Source organism: Roseateles sp. UC29_93, from assembly GCF_042695725.1.
Taxonomy (GTDB): domain Bacteria; phylum Pseudomonadota; class Gammaproteobacteria; order Burkholderiales; family Burkholderiaceae_C; genus Roseateles; species Roseateles noduli_A.
The window spans coordinates 2,732,746-2,749,603 of sequence record NZ_CP170545.1; the positions used below are offsets into that span (position 1 = coordinate 2,732,746).

Below are 16,858 nucleotides of genomic sequence, written 5' to 3' on the forward strand. Positions count from 1 at the left end.
TGCGATGGGCCTCGCGAAGGCGATGGCGTTCGCATGGACACTCGCATTGGCAACGGCGGTTCTGCTCGTCGGCATGGAAGCTCGGGCGGCGAATCGCGCCGTGAGTGACGAGCTGCCCGACATCGTCGGCGTGGGGCCTTCAGGCCCCGCCATTCCCGAGAACCTGCTCCGGATCTCGATCCGCTTTGCGTCCGCCCCCGACGGACCTGTGCTGCGTCGTCTGGCGCTCATCGGCCGCGACGATCGACCATTGTTCGAGCCGTTCCTCGATCAGGAACTGTGGTCGCCCGATGGCAAGGTGCTGACCGTGCTCTTTCACCCGGGCCGGGTGAAGACGGGACTGATCGCCCATGACGAGCTCGGCGGTGTCCTGGTCGAAGGCGAGTCGATCCGTCTCACCCTCGACGGCCGCGAACTGCAGCGCTGGCAAGTCCTGGCACGGGACGAGACGGGGCCGCGTGCCGACACCTGGGCGCTGTCTCCGGTGGCGGTCGGTCGTCGCGATCCGCTGCTGGTCCGGCTCGATGCCCCGGTCGACGCGCTGGAGGCCGGCTACCTGGCCGTGCTCGACGCGCGAGGTCGGCGCGTCCCCGGACGCGGCGAGTTCCTCGACGGCGAGACCACCTGGCGCTTTTCGCCGGCGCGTGCCTGGACGGGCGGACCGTTCCGGTTGGTCGTGCGAGGCACGCTCGAAGACCCCGCAGGCAATCGCCTCAATGGCCGGTTCGAGGTCGCCGCCGGGGAGGTCCCTCCGCCTGCGCGCGATGTCGTGCTGCCGCTGACGCTCTGTTCGAGCAAGGCGGCCTGCCCGAGTCGCTGAAGGCGTTCCAACCTTCACCCCACCGCCAGATTGCTCGGCACCGTCTTCAACGCCGGCGCATGCGCCTTCTTCCGGAACAGCTGCGCGGGCCGGTGGCTGCCGCCGCTGGTGAACGCGCCGGGGATCTCCTCGATCACGTCGAGTTCCTCGATGCGGCGGCGGAAGCCGCGCTTGTCGAGCTCGGCACCCAGCACCTGTTCGTAGGTGCGCTGCAGCTCGCCGAGCGTGAACTCGGCCGGCATCAGGTGCACGGGCAGCGATGAGTACAGCGTCTTCGACCGCACGCGCTCGACCGCCGTGCGCAGGATCTGCGCGTGGTCGAAGGGCAGGGAACGCAGGCTGTCGACGGCGGCCCAGCGGAAGCGTTCGTCGGCGCCGCCATCAGCCGTGGCGCCGGTGTCGACATCGCCCGCCACGACCGCGTAGTAGCTCACCGACAGCGACCACCCGCGCGAGTCGCGATGCATGCCCGAGAAGGTCCGGAGCTGCTCCAGATACGGAGACACGAGACCGGCCTTCTCGCGCAGGATCCGGGCGGCCGCATCATCGGCGTCCTGGTCCGTGTCCGTGTGCACCCAGCCGCCAGGCAGCGTCCACGCGCCCAGCGCCGGCGCCTTGTCGCGCTGCGCGAGACCCGCATGCAGCGCACCGTCGCGCAGCGTCAGCAGCACGATGTCGACGGTGACGATGGGACGTTCGAACTCCACGGCGTTCTTCTTCTTAGTGCGGAAAAGCACGAATTATGGGCGGCAACGATTCAAGACGTCAAACCGCCGCCTTGCACGCATCCTGGAATCAATCGCACAGCACGCTACACCTCGTTGCACCGTGGGACGGGTCACGCCGATTCACTTAGTGCAAACAAGCACGAAGTGAGATATGCTGGCGCCACGACATGACAAAGACGGAATCGGAACTCTCATGACCCAGCGCCTCCAGCAACCCCTGCAACTGCTGATCGTCGATCCGCAGAACGACTTCTGCGACATCCCCGGCGCGACGCTGCCGGTGACCGGCGCCGACGCGGACATGAAGCGCCTGGCCGCGCTGGTGGACCAGGCCGGCGGCGCGATCGCGGACATCGTCGTGACGCTGGACTCGCACCCGGTCTATGCGATCGAGCGGCCGGCGTTCTGGCAACAACCCGGCGCCAATGGTGCTGACGGCGCTGACGGCCCGGCCGGTGCGCCGCAGCCCGTCGCACCGTTCACGCAGATCAAGGCCGAGGACGTCCGCGCCGGCCGCTTCGCCCCGCGCGATGCCGCGTTGCGCGATCAGGTGCTGGCCTACCTCGATGCCCTCGAGGCCAGCCCGAAGAAGTACATCCTGATGGTCTGGCCGACGCATTGCGTCGTCGGCACCTGGGGCCACAACGTGCATGGCGAGCTCGCCGCCGCGCTGGGCCGATGGGAGGCCGCGCGGCTGCGCACCGTGGAGAAGGTCCTCAAGGGCCAGAACCCGATGACTGAGCAGTACAGCGCCGTGCGCGCCGAAGTGCCGATCGCCTCGGACCCACGCACGCAGACGAACCGCGCGCTGGTCGACCGCATCGTCGACTTCCCCGGCCTCACCTTCATCGCCGGGGAGGCCAGCAGCCACTGTGTCGCGGCGACGGCGGAAGACCTCTTCGCCGAGATGAGCGCCGAACGGCTCGCGCGCATCGTGCTGATCGAGGATGCGATGAGCCCCGTCGGCGGTTTCGAGGCCGGCGCGACGGCCTTCGTCGACCGCGCCCGCGCGCTTGGCGTGCGGACGATGACTGCGGCACAGGCGCTCGGCCTGCTGTCGGCCTGATCGGAGCGATGTCATGAACGACGCCCCTGTCATCCGCTCGCTGCTGGAGACCGACCTCTACAAGTTCACGATGTGGCAGACGCTGCTGCACGCCTTCCCCGCCAACGACGCCGAGTACCGCTTCGTCTGCCGCAACACGCCGGTCTTCCCGCTGAGCGAGCTCAGCGATGCGGTGAACCGCGAGCTGGACCACCTCTGCACGCTGAGCTTCAGCGATGAGGAACTCGCATACCTCGGCGGCCTGCGCTTCATGAAGTCGGACTTCATCGACTTCCTGCGGATCTTCCGCTTCCAGCGTCGCTTCATCGACGCGCGACCGGGCGAGGGCGCCGAGGCGGGCCAGTTGGTGATCGTCGCCAAGGGACCGCAGGTCCACGTGATGGCGTTCGAGATCTTCGTGCTGGCCATCGTGAACGAGCTGTACTTCCGCCGCCTCTGCGCCGGGCGCGAGCAGGAGGTGCTGGTCGAAGGCCGCGCCCGGCTCGCGGCGAAGGCGGTCCGCCTGCGCGACTACGCGGCGGCCGTGCCGGGCACGCTGGGCGACGACGCCTATCCCTTCGAGTTCTTCGACTTCGGCCTGCGCCGCCGCTTCTCCGGCGACTGGCACGACGAGGTGGTCTCGACGCTGAAGCGCGAGATCCCGTCGGTCTTCAAGGGCACGTCCAACGTCGAGCTGGCGCGTCGCCACGGTCTGATTCCCATCGGCACGATGGCGCATGAATACCTGCAGACCTACCAGGCGGTGGGCGTGCAGTTGAGGCTGTCGCAGAAGGCGGCGTTGGAAGGCTGGGTGCAGGAGTTCCGCGGCGACCTCGGCATCGCGTTGACCGACGTGATCGGCATGGACGCGTTCCTCGCCGACTTCGACCTGTACTTCGCGAAGCTCTTCGACGGCCTGCGGCATGACAGCGGCGATCCGGTCGTTTCGGGCGAGAAGGCGCTGGCGCATTACGCGAAGCTGCGCATCGATGCGCGCACCAAGCGGCTGGTCTTCAGCGACGGCCTGAACTGCGACGAGGCCTTCCGCCTGCACACGCACTTCGCGCGGCGCGTGCCGGTGGGCTTCGGCATCGGCACGCATCTGAGCAGCGACCTCGGACCGAAGCCGCTGAACATCGTCATGAAGCTGGTCCGCTGCAACGGCCAGTCGGTCGCCAAGCTCTCGGACGCGCCCGGCAAGACGCTGTGCGACGACCAGACCTTCCTCGATTACCTGCGGCAGGTGTTCAAGGTGAAGCAGGTCGGATGACCGCAGCCCTCACCCCCACCCTCTCCCGCAAGCGGGAGAGGGAGTCCGACCGGCGCCCTGCTTACCCCCTCTCCCGCTTGCGGGAGAGGGCAGGGGTGAGGGCCAGCGGCGGATGAAGTACTGAAACCCTCAAGGAGCGAAGTCATGCTCAAGATCACCCTGGCCCAGATCAACCCGACGATCGGCGACCTCGACGGCAACCTGGCGCTGCACCTGGATGCGGCCCGGCAGGCGCGCCACGACGGCGCGGACCTGGTCGTCTTTCCCGAACTCTCGCTGACCGGCTACTACCCCGCCGACCTGCTCGACGACGAGGACTTCCGCCAGCGCCTCGACCGCGCGATGACCGCGCTGCTGGCCGCGACGCGCGAGGTCGGCTCGCTGCACTGGGTCGTCGGCGCGCCGACGCGCAATCCCGGCGCGGGCAAGGCTTTCCGCAACTCGCTGCTGGTGATCCGCGACGGCGAGGTGCTGCTCGAGTGCCACAAGCAGCTGCTGCCGACCTACAACGTCTTCGACGAACGCCGCCACTTCGAGCCGGGCCCGGACGTCGCGCGCGTGCTGCGGATCGGCGGCACGCAGGTCGGCTTCATGATCTGCGAGGACGGTTGGAACGACGATGGCAAGGACTATGCGGTCAACCCTTTCCAGCGTCTGGCCGATGCGGCGCCGGACCTGATCGTCTCGATCAACGCGAGCCCGAGCAACGTCGGCAAGCGCGAGCAGCGCCACGCGGTGTTCCGCGCCGCCTGCTGGCGGCATCGCCTGCCGCTGGTGTTCGTGAACCAGGTGGGCGGTCATGATCAGCTGGTCTACGACGGCGCGTCCTTCGCGATCGAACCGGAACCGGGCGTGGTCTTCGAGGCCGAGCGCTTCGAATCGCACATCGTCACGCTGCGCTTCGAGACGGACCGCGGTCTCTTCTCCTCGCGCGATGGCGGTGCGCTGCCACCAGCCAGCGCCGGGCTCGACACGATGGCGTTCTACCGCAGGCAGATCGTGCTCGGCCTGCGCGACTACGCGCGGCGCTGCGGCTTCGATCGCGTCGTCGTCGGTTCATCCGGCGGCATCGACTCGGCGCTGACGCTGGCGCTCGCGGTGGAGGCGCTCGGCGCGGACAAGGTCGCGGCGATCACGATGCCGTCGAGGTTCTCGTCGTCGGGCAGCGTCGACGACTCGAAGGCCTTGTGCGACGCGCTCGGCATCCCGCTGGACGTCTGCCCGATCGAGGACATCGTCCGGCAGGTCGGCGACACCATGGCGGGCAGCACGCTGGGACTTCGGCCCTCTGGACTCGCGCTGGAGAACCTGCAGGCGCGCGTGCGCGGCATGCTGCTGATGGCCGTGTCCAACGCGCAGGGCCATCTGCTGCTGACGACCGGCAACAAGAGCGAGATCGCGGTCGGCTACTGCACGCTCTACGGCGACACCAACGGCGGGCTGGGGCTGATCGGCGATCTCTACAAGACGGAGGTCTTCGCGCTGAGCCGGCACCTCAACGAGACGGCCGGCCGGGAGATCATCCCGGCGGCGATCCTCGACAAGCCGCCCAGCGCCGAGTTGGCGCCGGACCAGCGCGACACCGACAGCCTGCCGCCCTACGAGGTGCTGGACGAGGTGCTGAAAGTGCTGATCGAAGGCGAGCGGCTCGCCGAAGACGAACGCACCGCCGCGGAGGCCGCGGTCGCCGCGCTGCGCGGCAGCGACGAAGGTCAGGCGCTGATCGCCCGGATCAAGGGCATGATCGCCCGCAACGAATACAAGCGCCGTCAGGCGCCGCCGATCGTGCGGCTGCGCGCGCGGGCCTTCGGCAGCGGCCGGCAATTGCCGATCGCGGCGAAGCACTATTGAGAACAGGAAGGACCTTCATGACTCGCAAGACCGTCGCTGTCGTCGTCGGCCGCTGGCAGCTGGTGCACCTCGGGCAGGAGGCGCTGTTCCAGGCGGCCTTCGGCCTCGCGGACGAGGTGATCGCGGTGCTGGGTTCCTCGTACAAGGCGCGCGATCCGCGCAACCCTTTCGTCCATGAGGAACGCCGGCTGATGCTGCTGGCCAACCTGACGCCGGAACAGCAGCAGCGGCTGCACGTGCTGCCGGTGCGCGACTACTTCGACGACAAGCGCTGGAACGCCGCCGTGATGATGGGCGTGCGCGCCATCGCCGGAGAGGACGCGGACATCGTGCTGGTCGGCCACCAGAAGGACCACACGAGCTACTACCTCAACAACTTCCCGCGCTGGCGGCAGCAGCTGGTGGAGCGGCTCGCCGACGTCGACGCGACGGCGATGCGCCAGGTCTTCTTCGAGGCCGACGATCCCGACGCCGCGCTGACGGTGATGACGCCTTACGTCAGCGCGCCGGTGCGGGCGTGGCTGCAGGCCTGGAGCCGCCTGCCGGAGTACCGCAGGCGCAAGGCCGAGCATGCGGCCATCGCCAGCTATCGGAAGAAGTACACGGCGGTCGCTTACATGACCGGCGACGCGGTGGTGACGGTCGGCGACCACGTGCTGCTGGTGCGGCGCAAGGGGCCGTTCGGCGAGGACCTCTGGGCGGTGCCCGGCGGCCACCTCGACCGCGGCGAGAAGCTGGTCGCCTGCGCGATCCGCGAGCTGATCGAGGAGACGCGCTTCCCGCTGCTGCCGGCGTCGATCCTGGCGGCGCTGCACGGCGTCGAGACCTTCGAGGATCCGCTGCGCAGCGCGCGGGGCCGGCTGATCACGATGGCGCACCACTTCAAGTTCGGCGAGATGGGCACGCTGCCCGAAGTCGTCGGCAGCGACGACGTCAAGGAAGCGCGCTGGTTCCACCGCGACGAGCTGGCCGCGATGGAATCGCAGCTGTTCGAGGACCACTTCGTGATACTCGACCACTTCCTCAACATCATCGTCGGCTACAGCGGCAAGCCGACGTAGTTCTCGGCGAGCGCTCGCTGCGCGGCTTCGGATCCGAGTACGTAGTCCAACTCTGCGGTCTGCAATTTCGCCTGGAACGCCGGCTCCTGATCGAAGTTGTGCATCAGGCTGGTCAACCACCAGGAGAAGCGCTCGGCCTTCCACACGCGGGCGAGGCAACGCGCGGAGTAGTGATCCAGGCCGGCATCGCTGCGCTCCCGGTAGTGCTCGATCAGCGCCTGCGACAGGTAGCGCACATCGGAGGCCGCGAGGTTGAGCCCCTTCGCGCCGGTCGGCGGCACGATGTGCGCCGCGTCGCCCGCGAGGAACAGCCGGCCGAAGCGCATCGGCTCCGCCACGAAGCTGCGCAGCGGCGCGATGCTCTTCTCCAGCGAGGGGCCGGTGATCAGCGACTCCGCCGCTTCGGGATCGAGCCGCCCGCGCAGTTCGTCCCAGAAGCGGGCGTCGCTCCAATCCTCGACGCGCTCCGTGAGCGGCACCTGCAGGTAGTAGCGGCTGCGCGTCGCCGAGCGCATGCTGCACAGGCTGAAGCCGCGCGCGTGGCGGCTGTAGATCAGTTCCGCCGACACCGGCGGCGTGTCGCTCAGCAGGCCGAGCCAGCCGAAGGGGTAGACCTTCTCGTAGAGCTGGATCGCGCCCGTCGGGACGCTCGCGCGGCAGACGCCATGGAAGCCGTCGCAGCCGGCGATGAAGTCGGCGGTGATCTCGACCGGCTCGCCGTGGATCGAGCAGAACGCGCGCGGTGTCGATGAGTCGAAACCTTCGATGCGGACCTCAGCGGCCTCGTACAGCGTGGTTAGACCCGCTTCGGCACGCGCTTCCATGAGATCGCGGGTGACCTCGGTCTGCCCGTAGACCAGCACGGTCCGTCCGCCGGTGAGCGCGCGCAGGTCGATGCGATGGCGCACGCCGTCGACGGCCAGCTCGAAACTGTCATGCACCAGCCCCTGCGCATGCATCCGCGCGCCAACGCCGGCCTCGTCCATCAGGTCGGCGGTGCCTTGTTCGAGCACCCCGGCGCGGATCCGCGACAGCACATGGTCGCCGCGCTGTCGTTCGACGATGACGGTGTCGATGCCGGCCCGGTGCAGCAACTGGCCGAGCAATAGCCCGGAGGGCCCGGCGCCGACGATGAGCACCTGCGTGCGTAAGGTCTTCATGGGATCGAGGCGCTGTGCCGAAGGCCTTCTTGCGAGGCATTCCGGCGAGGCCGTGGTGTTGTCTCCGATGAGTCGGAGCCTACGGGGCGACCGCAGGACGGTGAATGGACGAGTCCGACCTCGGCTTGCACAATCCGAACCATGGTCATCGACAGCAAGCCGCGCCGGTCTTCCCGTCGACAGGGGGCGACGCCCGTGTATTCGCTCTACGGCGAGGAAGGACGATCGTCGGCGCTGGACGGGTTGCACCTGGAGTCGATCGCCGATCGCAGCCGCTTGCACAATTGGGAAATCCAGCCGCATCGCCATGGTGCGCTGGTGCAGCTGCTGCTGGTCGAACGCGGCCGCGTGACCGTCCGCATGGACGAGGAGGAACGCGTGCTGCGCGCGCCGGCGCTGGTGTGGGTGCCGGCGCTGGCCGTGCACGGCTTCCGCTTCGCGCCGGAGACGGAAGGGCTGGTGGTCACGCTGGACCAGAGCCGCCTGCGGGACCTGCTCGACCACCTGCCCGAACTGCTGGACAGCCTGTCCGAGCCGCGACTGGTCGCGCTTGATCGCGGCGCGACCGTGACGCGCGCGTTGTTCGCGGTCGGTCACGGCCTGCGCGAGGACTACGCTGGCGCCGGCGCCTGGCGCGGTCCGTCGCTGGACCATGCTGTCGCGCTGCTGGCAACCCAGGCGGCGCGCTTCGACGTTGCAGAAGGGATGCACCACGCAGCCGGTGAAGGACGCGCGTTGCAGCACCTGACCCGCTACCGCGACCAGGTCGAGCGCCACTACCGCCGTCAGCCCGCGGTAGCGGAAATGGCCGAACCGCTGGGCATCACGCCCACGCAGCTGAACCGGCTGTGCCGCCGGCACCTGCAGTGCTCGGCGCTCGCGGTGCTGCACCAGCGCGTGCTGCTCGAAGCCAAGCGCGAGCTCGGCTACACGAACCTGATGGTCCGGCAGATCGCCGATGGACTCGGCTTCGCCGACGCGGCCTACTTCACGCGCTTCTTCCTGCGCCACACAGGGCGCTCGCCCAGTGCATGGCGGGAAGAGGTCGGCGGACGCTGAGCGACCTCAAAGGCCCAGTTCAGTCAGCCCGGGATGGTCGTCCGGACGCCGTCCCTGGGGCCAGAAGAACTTCCGGTCCTCGGCCTTGATCGGCTGGTCGTTGATGCTCGCGTGGCGATGCGTCATCAGGCCTTGCGCGTCGAACTCCCAGTTCTCATTGCCATGGCTGCGGAACCAGTTGCCGGCGTCGTCATGCCATTCGTAGACGAAGCGCACGGCGATGCGGTTGCCGTCGAAGGCCCACAGCTCCTTGATCAGGCGGTAGTCCAGCTCGCGCGCCCACTTGCGTTCCAGCAAGGCCTGCGCCTCGGCGCGGCCGCGCGGGAACTCCGCCCGGTTGCGCCATTGCGTGTCCGGGCTGTAGGCCAGCACGATGCGCGCCGGGTCGCGGCTGTTCCAGCCGTCTTCGGCCAGGCGGATCTTCTGGATCGCGGTCTCGCGGGTGAACGGGGGCAGGGGCGGGCGGGTGTCCATGGTCTAGGTCCTCTCGTCGATGGGTGGAAAGTCGGGGCGACTCATGTAGACAGGTCTGTCTACTCGTTCCGATTCTGGCGGATGTAGACAGGTCTGTCTACAATGACCGGATGAACGACACCGAACGCAGCGTGGATATCGGCGAGCTGCCCGCCCGCGAGCGCATCCTGCGCACCGCGCACGACCTGTTCTATGCCGAGGGCATCCGCGCGACCGGCATCGACCGCGTGATCGCGGCGTCGGGCGTCACGAAGGTCACCTTCTATCGCCACTTCCCCAGCAAGAACGACCTGATCCTGGCCTACCTCGAGCTGCGACACGGGCGATGGATGGGCTGGTTCACCGGCGCGCTGGAACGCCACGGCGGCGCGACCAAGGGCGCGGCGGCGCTGGTGCCGACGATGTCGGAGTGGTTCGGCGGACAAGCGCTCGGCGAGTTCCGCGGCTGCGCCTTCCTGAACGGCGTCGGCGAGATGGGACCGAGCCTGCCGGAGGTGGTCGACGTGACCCGTCGCCACAAGCAGGACATGACCGATGCGATCGCGGCGCTGCTGCCCGCGTCGCGACAGCGGAAGAAGATCGCCGCGGCGCTGTCCATGGCGGTCGATGGCGCGATCGTGCAGGCGCAGTACGCGGAGGATCCCGCGCCGGTGCTGAAGAGCCTGCAGATGATCGTGGACTTCGCCGCCGGCAGCGCCGTCTGAGCTGGCGAACGGCGTCGCTCTGACGCCCGACCGGCGCCCGGGCGACAGCCGACGGCAGGCGTCGCGACAGCGGGTGACACCGGCGTGCGGGTCTCGCCCCCGGCGTCCGACTTCGAGGGGAAACGCGGAAGCGTCGACGGGGACCGGCGCCTACGCTCCATCGGCCGCGGCTGTCCGCCAGGGGCGGGCCGCGTCGGAGCACTCAACCTCGAAGGAGACCGCGATGGACCGACGTTCCCTGCTCAACACCTCGGCGGCGATGGCTGCCGGCGCCGTCGCTGGCTGCGCGCTGCCCGGCCAGGCCGATCCAGCGTCCGCGACGGCAAAGACGCCGTTCGACGTGCCGCAGACGACGATCCCCATCGTCGGCAGCGACCAGCGCTTCCCGGTGCGCCGCATCTACTGCATCGGCCGCAACTACGCGGCGCACGCGCGCGAGATGGGCAGCGACCCGACCCGCGAGCCGCCGTTCTTCTTCCAGAAGCCCACCGATGCGATCCAGAACGTCGCACCCGGCACCGTCGCCGATCACCCGTATCCGACGCTGACGAAGAACTATCACTACGAATGCGAACTGGTCGCCGCGCTGAACAAGGGTGGCCGCGACATCACGACGGAGCAGGCGCTCGACTGCGTCTTCGGCTACGCCATCGGGCTCGACATGACGCGTCGCGACCTGCAGCGCGGCATGGGCGACCAGAAGAAGCCGTGGGAGATCGGCAAGAGCTTCGACCGATCGGCGCCGATCGGTCCCATCCATCCGGTGGCCCGGCTCGGTGGTCACCCGTCCAAGGGCGCGATCTGGCTCAAGGTCAACGGCCAGACCAAGCAGGATGCGGATCTGAGCCAGATGATCTGGAGCGTCGCCGAGCAGATCTCGCAGCTGTCGCGGGCCTTCGAACTCAAGCCCGGCGACATCATCTACAGCGGTACGCCGGAGAACGTCGGCCCGGTCGTGAAGGGCGACGTCATCGATTGCCACATCGACGGCCTACCGAACCTGGGCATCCGGATCGTGTAGCCACCCTCCAGCCCCAAGTTCCCCACGCCTCCCACGCACCTCCAGCGCATCCCAAGGCCCGCGACCAGCGAGCCTTGCTGGGGCCGGAATGAGGCTGGGGGTTCCCGGAGGGATGCCCCCTGCCTCGTGGAGTGCCCGCGCTTGGCCCCCCGCATGAACGAGCGCTGCCTCATTCCGCAGCATTGCAAGCAATTCCCTGCCACGACAAGCACTTGCAGCATCCTTGCCCGGGCAGCCAACAGACTTGTCCACAGAGGCCGTGGACAGTCTGGCGGCCCGGTGCACAACCGGTGGGCACTGTGAGCAACTGCGGCGAGGGAACGAAGTTTGCCCACCGCGTCGGCTGGTCGAGTCAAGCGCTGATGGTCACCAACCGCCCGCGCCTCCATGGTGCCTTGTTTTGGAGCACGGAAAGCTTTTGCTTTGTATAACAACAGCTTACCTCGCCCCTGCAGAGGCAGCCAACAGACTTGTCCACAGTTCGCAGGGACAGTCTGACGGCTGGCGAAGTGCGCGTCGGATGGCCCGTCCGGATCATTGCCTCATTTCGCGGCATTGCAATGAATTCCGTGACGAATCAACGGCTTGCAGCATCCCTGCCCGTTGAGCCAACAGAGTTGTCCACAGAAGCCGTGGACAGTGTTCAAGGCAGCGATGCCGGGAGGGTGAGGCGCGCTTCGAGCCCCCCGCCGGTCCGGTGATGGAGGGACAAGCTCCCTCCCATGGCGGTGGCGAGCTGCAGCGCGATCGCCAGGCCGAGGCCGGTGCCGCCGGTGTCGCGATTGCGTGAAGTCTCCAGCCGGTGGAAGGGTTTGAACACCGCCTGCAACTGGTCTTCGGGAATCCCGGGACCCCGGTCCAGCACCGCGATCGTCAGGCGAGGGGTCGGGTCTTGCGCGGCGCTGCGCGTGACCTGGATCTCGGCCTGTCCGCCGAAGGCCAGCGCGTTGTCCAGCAGGTTGACCAGGATGCGCTTGAGCGCCTGCGGCTGCGCCATGATCGGCGCGCCGGCCTCGCCGCTGAGCGTCACCGCTTCGCCGGCGTCCTCGTAGTCGCCGACGATGCTCGCGAGCAGCGCGTCCGCGTCCAGGCGCGCGGGCACTTCGGAGGTGCCGTGCAGCGTGCGCGCATAGGTCACGCCTTCGCGGACCAGCAGGTGCATCGCGTTCAGGTCATGGCGGAACTTGTCGCGCAGTTCCTCGTCGTTCATCAGGTCCGCGCGCAGCCGCATCCGCGTGATCGGCGTCTGCAGGTCATGCGAGATCGCGGCCAGGATCTCCACCCGTTCCGCCGTGTAGCCGGCGATGCGCTGCTGCATCGCGTTGAAGGCACGCGCGGCGTGCGCGACTTCGGCGGGGCCTTCCTCCGGGATCAGCCGCGGCGACAGGTCCGGACCGAGGTCGTCCGCCGCCGAAGCGAGCGTCTTGAGCGGACGCGTCACCAGCCGCACCACCATCCAGCTGCACACCGCCAGCACGATGAGCTGCGCGCCCAGCACCCACATGACCCACTCGGGGACGGGCATGTCGACGCGGCGCGCGTGCACGGTCACCGCCGATCCGTCGTTGAGTCGCACCAGCAGTTGATAGCGTCTGGCGCCGAGCTGCACGACGCGCTCGATGCGGAAGGGTTGCATCGCCTGCGTCAACGCGTCGACGAAGGGCCCGTTGAAGTCGGTCCGCTCCACGGGGCCGGCTTGCGGGTCGATCTCGTCGGCGAGGGCGAAGCGGTAGTTCGGGCGCTCGAGCCGGTCCAGCCAGGCGCCGCGCTCGGCCGCGGGCAGGCGGTCCAGCACGGCGACGCCGGTGGCGATGTCGCGTTCGACGCCGGACATCATCAGCGCCCGCAACGCCATCGAACGCTCCTGGCGGATCGCGACGTAGGCCATCGCCTGCGCGATCGCGATGCCGAGCACCATCAGCCAGAAGACGCGCGCGAAGAGCGTGCGCGGGCCGAAGCGGCGCTTCGGCGCCGGCGTGGAGGTCGGCTCGGGCGCTGACGCGCGTGTCGAGGCGGGCACGGTGCTCATGCGCGGTCGGCCGCCAGCGCGCGCTCGACGAAGTCCAGACGGTCCTGGCCCCAGAACAGCTCGCCGTCGATGACGTAGCTCGGCGCGCCGAACAGGCTGGCGTCGATGGCGCGCTGCGTGTTGGCGTCGTATTGCGCGCCGATGTCGTCCTCGGCGGAGCGCGTCAACCGCTCGGCCGGCAGACCCTGCTCCGCGAGGATGGCCGTCAGCGTCGCGTCGTCGGCGATGTCGCGCTGCTGCTCCCAGACCGCGCGCAGCAGCGCGCCGGTCACGCGCATCGCGGCGTCCGCGCCGTCGGCCTGGTCGACCGCGATGATCAGCCGCGCGGCCTTGTGTGGCGCGACCGGGAAGCAGGCCGGCTCGACATTCATCGGCATGCCCAGGTGCTGCGAGAAGCGTCGCAGCTCCAGCAGGCGATAGGCCTGGCGCTGCGCGGGACGCTGCGACAGCGGAAGTCCGCCGGAGACGGCGAACAGCTTGAGCAGGTCGATCGGTATCAGCCGCACGGTGGCGCCGGCGTCGCGCGCGATGGCCGAGAAACGCTCGTGGCCGAGGTAGGTCCAGGGGCTGATCGGGGCGAAGAAGTAATCGATGATGCGGCTCACGAGGATCTCCAAAGCGTTGGGCGGACGACGTTCACCAGGATCTCCGAAGCGTTGGAGAAACGGCGAAGGCAAGAGGCCCTTCTAGCTCCCTCTCCCGCTTGCGGGAGAGGGCGGGGGTGAGGGCCAGCGGCGGTGGAAGTGCTGAATCCCGCAGGCAGGGTTATAGGCGCGGGCGGCGCGCTTGTGGGCGCCTTTGTATTGGCGTGTATCCGTGTCCCGCACCGGAGACACAACATTGCCTGGCCGTACCACCGGCGGGGCCGGGACCGGTACATTGCGGCTCATCCCGTTCGATGCGTTCCACCGAATCCCCATGCAGACGTCCGCCCCCACCCAGGATCATGTGTTGATCGTCGACGACGACCGCGAGATCCGCGAGTTGCTCACCACCTACCTGACCCGCAACGGCCTGAAGGTGACGGCCGTGCCGACCGGCCGGCACATGCGCATCGCGATGGAGACCGGCACGCCGGTGGACCTGGTGATCCTGGACCTGATGCTGCCGGGCGAGGACGGTCTGTCGCTGTGCCGCGATCTGCGCGCAGGCAAGCACAAGGCGACGCCGGTCATCATGCTGACCGCGCGCGGCGACGAGGCGGACCGGATCCTCGGGCTGGAGATGGGCGCCGACGACTATCTCGCCAAGCCCTTCGCGGCGCGCGAGCTGCTGGCGCGGATCAAGTCGGTGCTGCGGCGCGCGCGGATGCTGCCGCCCAACATGCGCTCCACGGACGAGTCGCCGCGGCTGGCCTTCGGCGAGTGGGTGCTCGACACGATCGAGCGTCACCTGATCGACCAGCAGGGCACGGTGGTGCCGCTCAGCGGCGCGGAGTACCGGCTGCTGCGCGTCTTCCTCGACCACCCGCAGCGCGTGCTGAGCCGCGATCAGCTGTTGAGCCTCACGCAAGGGCGCGAGGCGGAGCTCTTCGAACGCTCGATCGATCTGCTCGTGAGCCGCATCCGGCAGCGGCTGCGCGACGATGCGCGCGAGCCGAAGTACCTCAAGACCGTCCGCAGCGAAGGCTACGTCCTGTCCATGGCGGTTGAGGGTCGCGACTGAACGTCGCGCCCTCCCGATCATTCAAGCCTGCTCGCTCAACCCTGCTGCTTCAGCAAGGCCTGGATCTGTGCCTCGGTCTGCTGGTACTGGCCCTCGCCGAAGTGGGAGTAGACGATCTTCCCCTGCTTGTCGATGAGGTAGATCGCCGGCCAGTAGCGGTTGTTGTAGCTCTTCCACGTCTTGAAGTCGTTGTCCTGCGCGACGGCGTGGCGGATGCCCAGGCGCGCGATCGCGTCCTTGAGGCCGGCGGTGGAACGCTCCTCGTCGTACTCCGGCGAATGCACGCCGACGACCACCAGGCCCTGGTCCTTGTACTTCTCGTGCCAGGCCTTCACGTAGGGCAGCTGGTTCAGGCAGTTGATGCAGGTGTAGGTCCAGAAGTCCACCAGCACGACTTTGCCGCGCAGTTCGTCGATCTTCAGCGGCGGGCTGTTGATCCAGTTGTCGATGCCGGTGAAGGCGGGCGCGGGTTTGCCGGCCATGCCGGTGCTGCCGAAGAGCGACGCCGCCGCCGCGTCGGAGGTCATCGGCGGCAGCGAGAAGGCCACCGCCGCCACGGCGGAAGCGCCGGCGAGCAGCACCGGGAAGAGGGAACGACGGAAGAGGGAACGTCGGGTGGTCGGTCGCATGGGGAATCCTTTCCAGGCTGGCAGTGGAATGCTGCGATGGAGCGGATTCTTCGGGGACCCGTCGATCCGCGATACGGCTTTCGTATGCCTGTGTATCCCGCCCGGGAAGGAAAGACGATCCGATGCTCAGCGCAACAAATGCAGCGTGATGCCCGTGAGCTCGCGCTTGAAACGCGCCGGGTCATTGGGCAGCGTCGACACGGCGCGCATCACATGCGCGTAGGCCACCGTCTTGCTGATGCCGTTCATCAGCACCGAGAACAGCAGCGCCGGCTCGCAGCGGTGCAGTTCGCCGGCGTCCATCGCGTCGCTGAACAGCGGCAGGCAGACATCGTGGAAGGGCCGCACGATCGTGTCGACCAGCACGTTGAGGCGCTCGCCTTCCTCGGTCGCGGCGGTGGAGAAGAAGATGCCGATGTCGGGATGTTCGAACACGCGGTCGATGAACGACAGCATGCAGTGCTCCACGCGCTGCCGCGGCCCCAGCGCGACATCGCTGCGCAGGTCCGCGGCCGTCCGCAGCATCGGGTCCATCAGCACCCTGATCTGCTCGACGACCGCCAGCCACAGCGCCTCCTTCGACCCGAAGTGATGCGCGATCAGCGCCGGGTCCACATCGGCCTGGCGCGCGATCTCGCGCACGCTGGCGGCCTCGTACCCCCGCAGCGCGAAGATCCGCCGCGCCGTGCGCAGCAGGTTGTCCGCGCCTTGCGCACAGTCCGCGCTCGGCCGCCCGCGGCGCCGTGGCGCCCTGGCCGCCTTCGGGGTCTTGTTCATCGGGAGGGCCGCCTTTGTTATATTCATCACGCGTTGAATTATTTCAGGCTTTCACGCCGGATTGTCGGCGGATGAGAAAGGCGGTGTCGCATGTACAGGGATCTCGCGAGCGATCCGTCCCGGGACGGTTGGCTGCGCACAGTGGCGTGGCTCGGCAACGGCGGCGTGCCCCCTGCGCCGCAGCCCGCAGTCGCTCGACACGTGAAGGCAGCCCCCACCATCCACGTGCTCGATCGGCCGACACCACGCACCGCCGCCATCTCCTGGTCCGATCCAGGCGCCTGCCATTACGGCTATCAGATCTGGGACATGGTGCCGTCCAAACGCGACGGCATCTGCGTGCTCACCGGCTCCACCATCCGCACCGGCGAAATGATCTACACGCCGCGCGTTGATGAGCCTTCACCCATCAACGCGGGCGAGATGATCGCGGCAGCGTACGTGGACGCTTGAGACCGCAGCGGACGAGCTTGGCCGGAGCCGGCGGCTCACGCCTCGCTTGGCGCGCCAACTCGCTCCGCTCGCCTTCGGCTCTCTTCGCTCAGGCAGACGGCGCTCAAGTCAG

Annotated in this window: 17 protein-coding genes; 10 read left to right on the forward strand and 7 right to left on the reverse strand. The window is 68.4% G+C overall.

Going from position 1 to position 16,858, the window contains the following annotated elements:
- Nucleotides 1-4: 4 nt before the first annotated feature.
- A complete protein-coding gene (locus tag ACFJIX_RS12660; RefSeq protein WP_377160485.1) occupies nucleotides 5-820 on the forward strand; it encodes a hypothetical protein in 816 nt (271 codons plus the stop codon).
- Between the two features lie 14 nt (nucleotides 821-834).
- Here the strand turns inward: ACFJIX_RS12660 and ACFJIX_RS12665 are convergent, their stop codons facing one another.
- Complete coding sequence (locus ACFJIX_RS12665; protein ID WP_377160487.1) at nucleotides 835-1,557, reverse strand: NUDIX domain-containing protein; 723 nt, start codon at nucleotides 1,555-1,557, stop codon at nucleotides 835-837.
- 184 nt (nucleotides 1,558-1,741) lie between these two features.
- On the opposite strand from ACFJIX_RS12665, the gene ACFJIX_RS12670 reads away from it, so the two are divergent.
- The 4 genes from ACFJIX_RS12670 (at nucleotide 1,742) to ACFJIX_RS12685 (ending at nucleotide 6,775) form a co-directional block, all read left to right on the forward strand.
- On the forward strand, nucleotides 1,742-2,614 hold the full coding sequence (locus tag ACFJIX_RS12670; protein ID WP_377160489.1) for a cysteine hydrolase: 873 nt from the start codon (nucleotides 1,742-1,744) through the stop codon (nucleotides 2,612-2,614).
- 13 nt (nucleotides 2,615-2,627) lie between these two features.
- Nucleotides 2,628-3,863 (forward strand): nicotinate phosphoribosyltransferase, encoded by a 1,236-nt coding sequence (gene pncB, locus ACFJIX_RS12675; RefSeq protein WP_377160492.1) that lies wholly within the window; start codon nucleotides 2,628-2,630, stop codon nucleotides 3,861-3,863.
- Between the two features lie 144 nt (nucleotides 3,864-4,007).
- Nucleotides 4,008-5,714 carry an NAD+ synthase gene (locus ACFJIX_RS12680; RefSeq protein ID WP_377160494.1) on the forward strand — a complete coding sequence of 569 codons (1,707 nt, stop codon included), beginning with the start codon at nucleotides 4,008-4,010 and terminating at the stop codon, nucleotides 5,712-5,714.
- Between the two features lie 17 nt (nucleotides 5,715-5,731).
- The gene (locus tag ACFJIX_RS12685) at nucleotides 5,732-6,775 is read left to right on the forward strand and encodes an NUDIX domain-containing protein (protein ID WP_377160496.1); all 1,044 of its coding nucleotides are present in this window, start codon (nucleotides 5,732-5,734) and stop codon (nucleotides 6,773-6,775) included.
- On the opposite strand, the gene pobA is transcribed toward ACFJIX_RS12685, so the two are convergent.
- Complete coding sequence (gene pobA / locus ACFJIX_RS12690) at nucleotides 6,754-7,935, reverse strand: 4-hydroxybenzoate 3-monooxygenase (RefSeq protein ID WP_377160498.1); 1,182 nt, start codon at nucleotides 7,933-7,935, stop codon at nucleotides 6,754-6,756. The two genes, ACFJIX_RS12685 and pobA, sit on opposite strands and share 22 nt — an antisense overlap.
- 141 nt (nucleotides 7,936-8,076) lie before the next feature.
- Here pobA and ACFJIX_RS12695 point away from each other — a divergent pair, with 141 nt between their 5' ends.
- Nucleotides 8,077-8,994, forward strand: coding sequence for a helix-turn-helix domain-containing protein (locus ACFJIX_RS12695; RefSeq protein ID WP_377160500.1), 918 nt, complete (start codon nucleotides 8,077-8,079; stop codon nucleotides 8,992-8,994).
- A 6-nt stretch (nucleotides 8,995-9,000) separates the two neighbouring features.
- Here ACFJIX_RS12695 and ACFJIX_RS12700 read toward each other — a convergent pair whose 3' ends face one another.
- Complete coding sequence (locus ACFJIX_RS12700) at nucleotides 9,001-9,468, reverse strand: DUF1348 family protein (protein WP_377160502.1); 468 nt, start codon at nucleotides 9,466-9,468, stop codon at nucleotides 9,001-9,003.
- 110 nt (nucleotides 9,469-9,578) lie between these two features.
- Here ACFJIX_RS12700 and ACFJIX_RS12705 point away from each other — a divergent pair, with 110 nt between their 5' ends.
- Nucleotides 9,579-10,172 (forward strand): TetR/AcrR family transcriptional regulator, encoded by a 594-nt coding sequence (locus ACFJIX_RS12705; protein ID WP_377160504.1) that lies wholly within the window; start codon nucleotides 9,579-9,581, stop codon nucleotides 10,170-10,172.
- A 223-nt stretch (nucleotides 10,173-10,395) separates the two neighbouring features.
- Nucleotides 10,396-11,193: a fumarylacetoacetate hydrolase family protein gene (locus ACFJIX_RS12710; protein ID WP_377160506.1), complete on the forward strand. Its 798-nt coding sequence runs from the start codon at nucleotides 10,396-10,398 to the stop codon at nucleotides 11,191-11,193.
- A gap of 643 nt (nucleotides 11,194-11,836) precedes the next feature.
- Here ACFJIX_RS12710 and ACFJIX_RS12715 read toward each other — a convergent pair.
- Entirely contained in the window at nucleotides 11,837-13,222 is a 1,386-nt protein-coding gene (locus ACFJIX_RS12715) for an ATP-binding protein (RefSeq protein WP_377160508.1), read from the reverse strand.
- On the reverse strand, nucleotides 13,219-13,827 hold the full coding sequence (locus ACFJIX_RS12720) for a 2-hydroxychromene-2-carboxylate isomerase (RefSeq protein ID WP_377160510.1): 609 nt from the start codon (nucleotides 13,825-13,827) through the stop codon (nucleotides 13,219-13,221). Before ACFJIX_RS12720 ends, ACFJIX_RS12715 begins: the two co-directional genes overlap by 4 nt.
- A 313-nt stretch (nucleotides 13,828-14,140) precedes the next feature.
- Here ACFJIX_RS12720 and ACFJIX_RS12725 point away from each other — a divergent pair, with 313 nt between their 5' ends.
- Nucleotides 14,141-14,887 (forward strand): response regulator, encoded by a 747-nt coding sequence (locus tag ACFJIX_RS12725; RefSeq protein WP_377160512.1) that lies wholly within the window; start codon nucleotides 14,141-14,143, stop codon nucleotides 14,885-14,887.
- Nucleotides 14,888-14,922: 35 nt separating this feature from the next.
- Here the strand turns inward: ACFJIX_RS12725 and ACFJIX_RS12730 are convergent, their stop codons facing one another.
- Both ACFJIX_RS12730 and ACFJIX_RS12735 read right to left on the reverse strand, forming a co-directional pair.
- Nucleotides 14,923-15,414: a thioredoxin family protein gene (locus tag ACFJIX_RS12730; protein ID WP_377161752.1), complete on the reverse strand. Its 492-nt coding sequence runs from the start codon at nucleotides 15,412-15,414 to the stop codon at nucleotides 14,923-14,925.
- A gap of 228 nt (nucleotides 15,415-15,642) precedes the next feature.
- Nucleotides 15,643-16,293 (reverse strand): TetR/AcrR family transcriptional regulator, encoded by a 651-nt coding sequence (locus tag ACFJIX_RS12735; protein ID WP_377160514.1) that lies wholly within the window; start codon nucleotides 16,291-16,293, stop codon nucleotides 15,643-15,645.
- Between the two features lie 90 nt (nucleotides 16,294-16,383).
- Here ACFJIX_RS12735 and ACFJIX_RS12740 point away from each other — a divergent pair, with 90 nt between their 5' ends.
- On the forward strand, nucleotides 16,384-16,746 hold the full coding sequence (locus ACFJIX_RS12740; RefSeq protein WP_377160516.1) for a DUF3331 domain-containing protein: 363 nt from the start codon (nucleotides 16,384-16,386) through the stop codon (nucleotides 16,744-16,746).
- The last annotated feature ends 112 nt before the right edge of the window (nucleotides 16,747-16,858 follow it).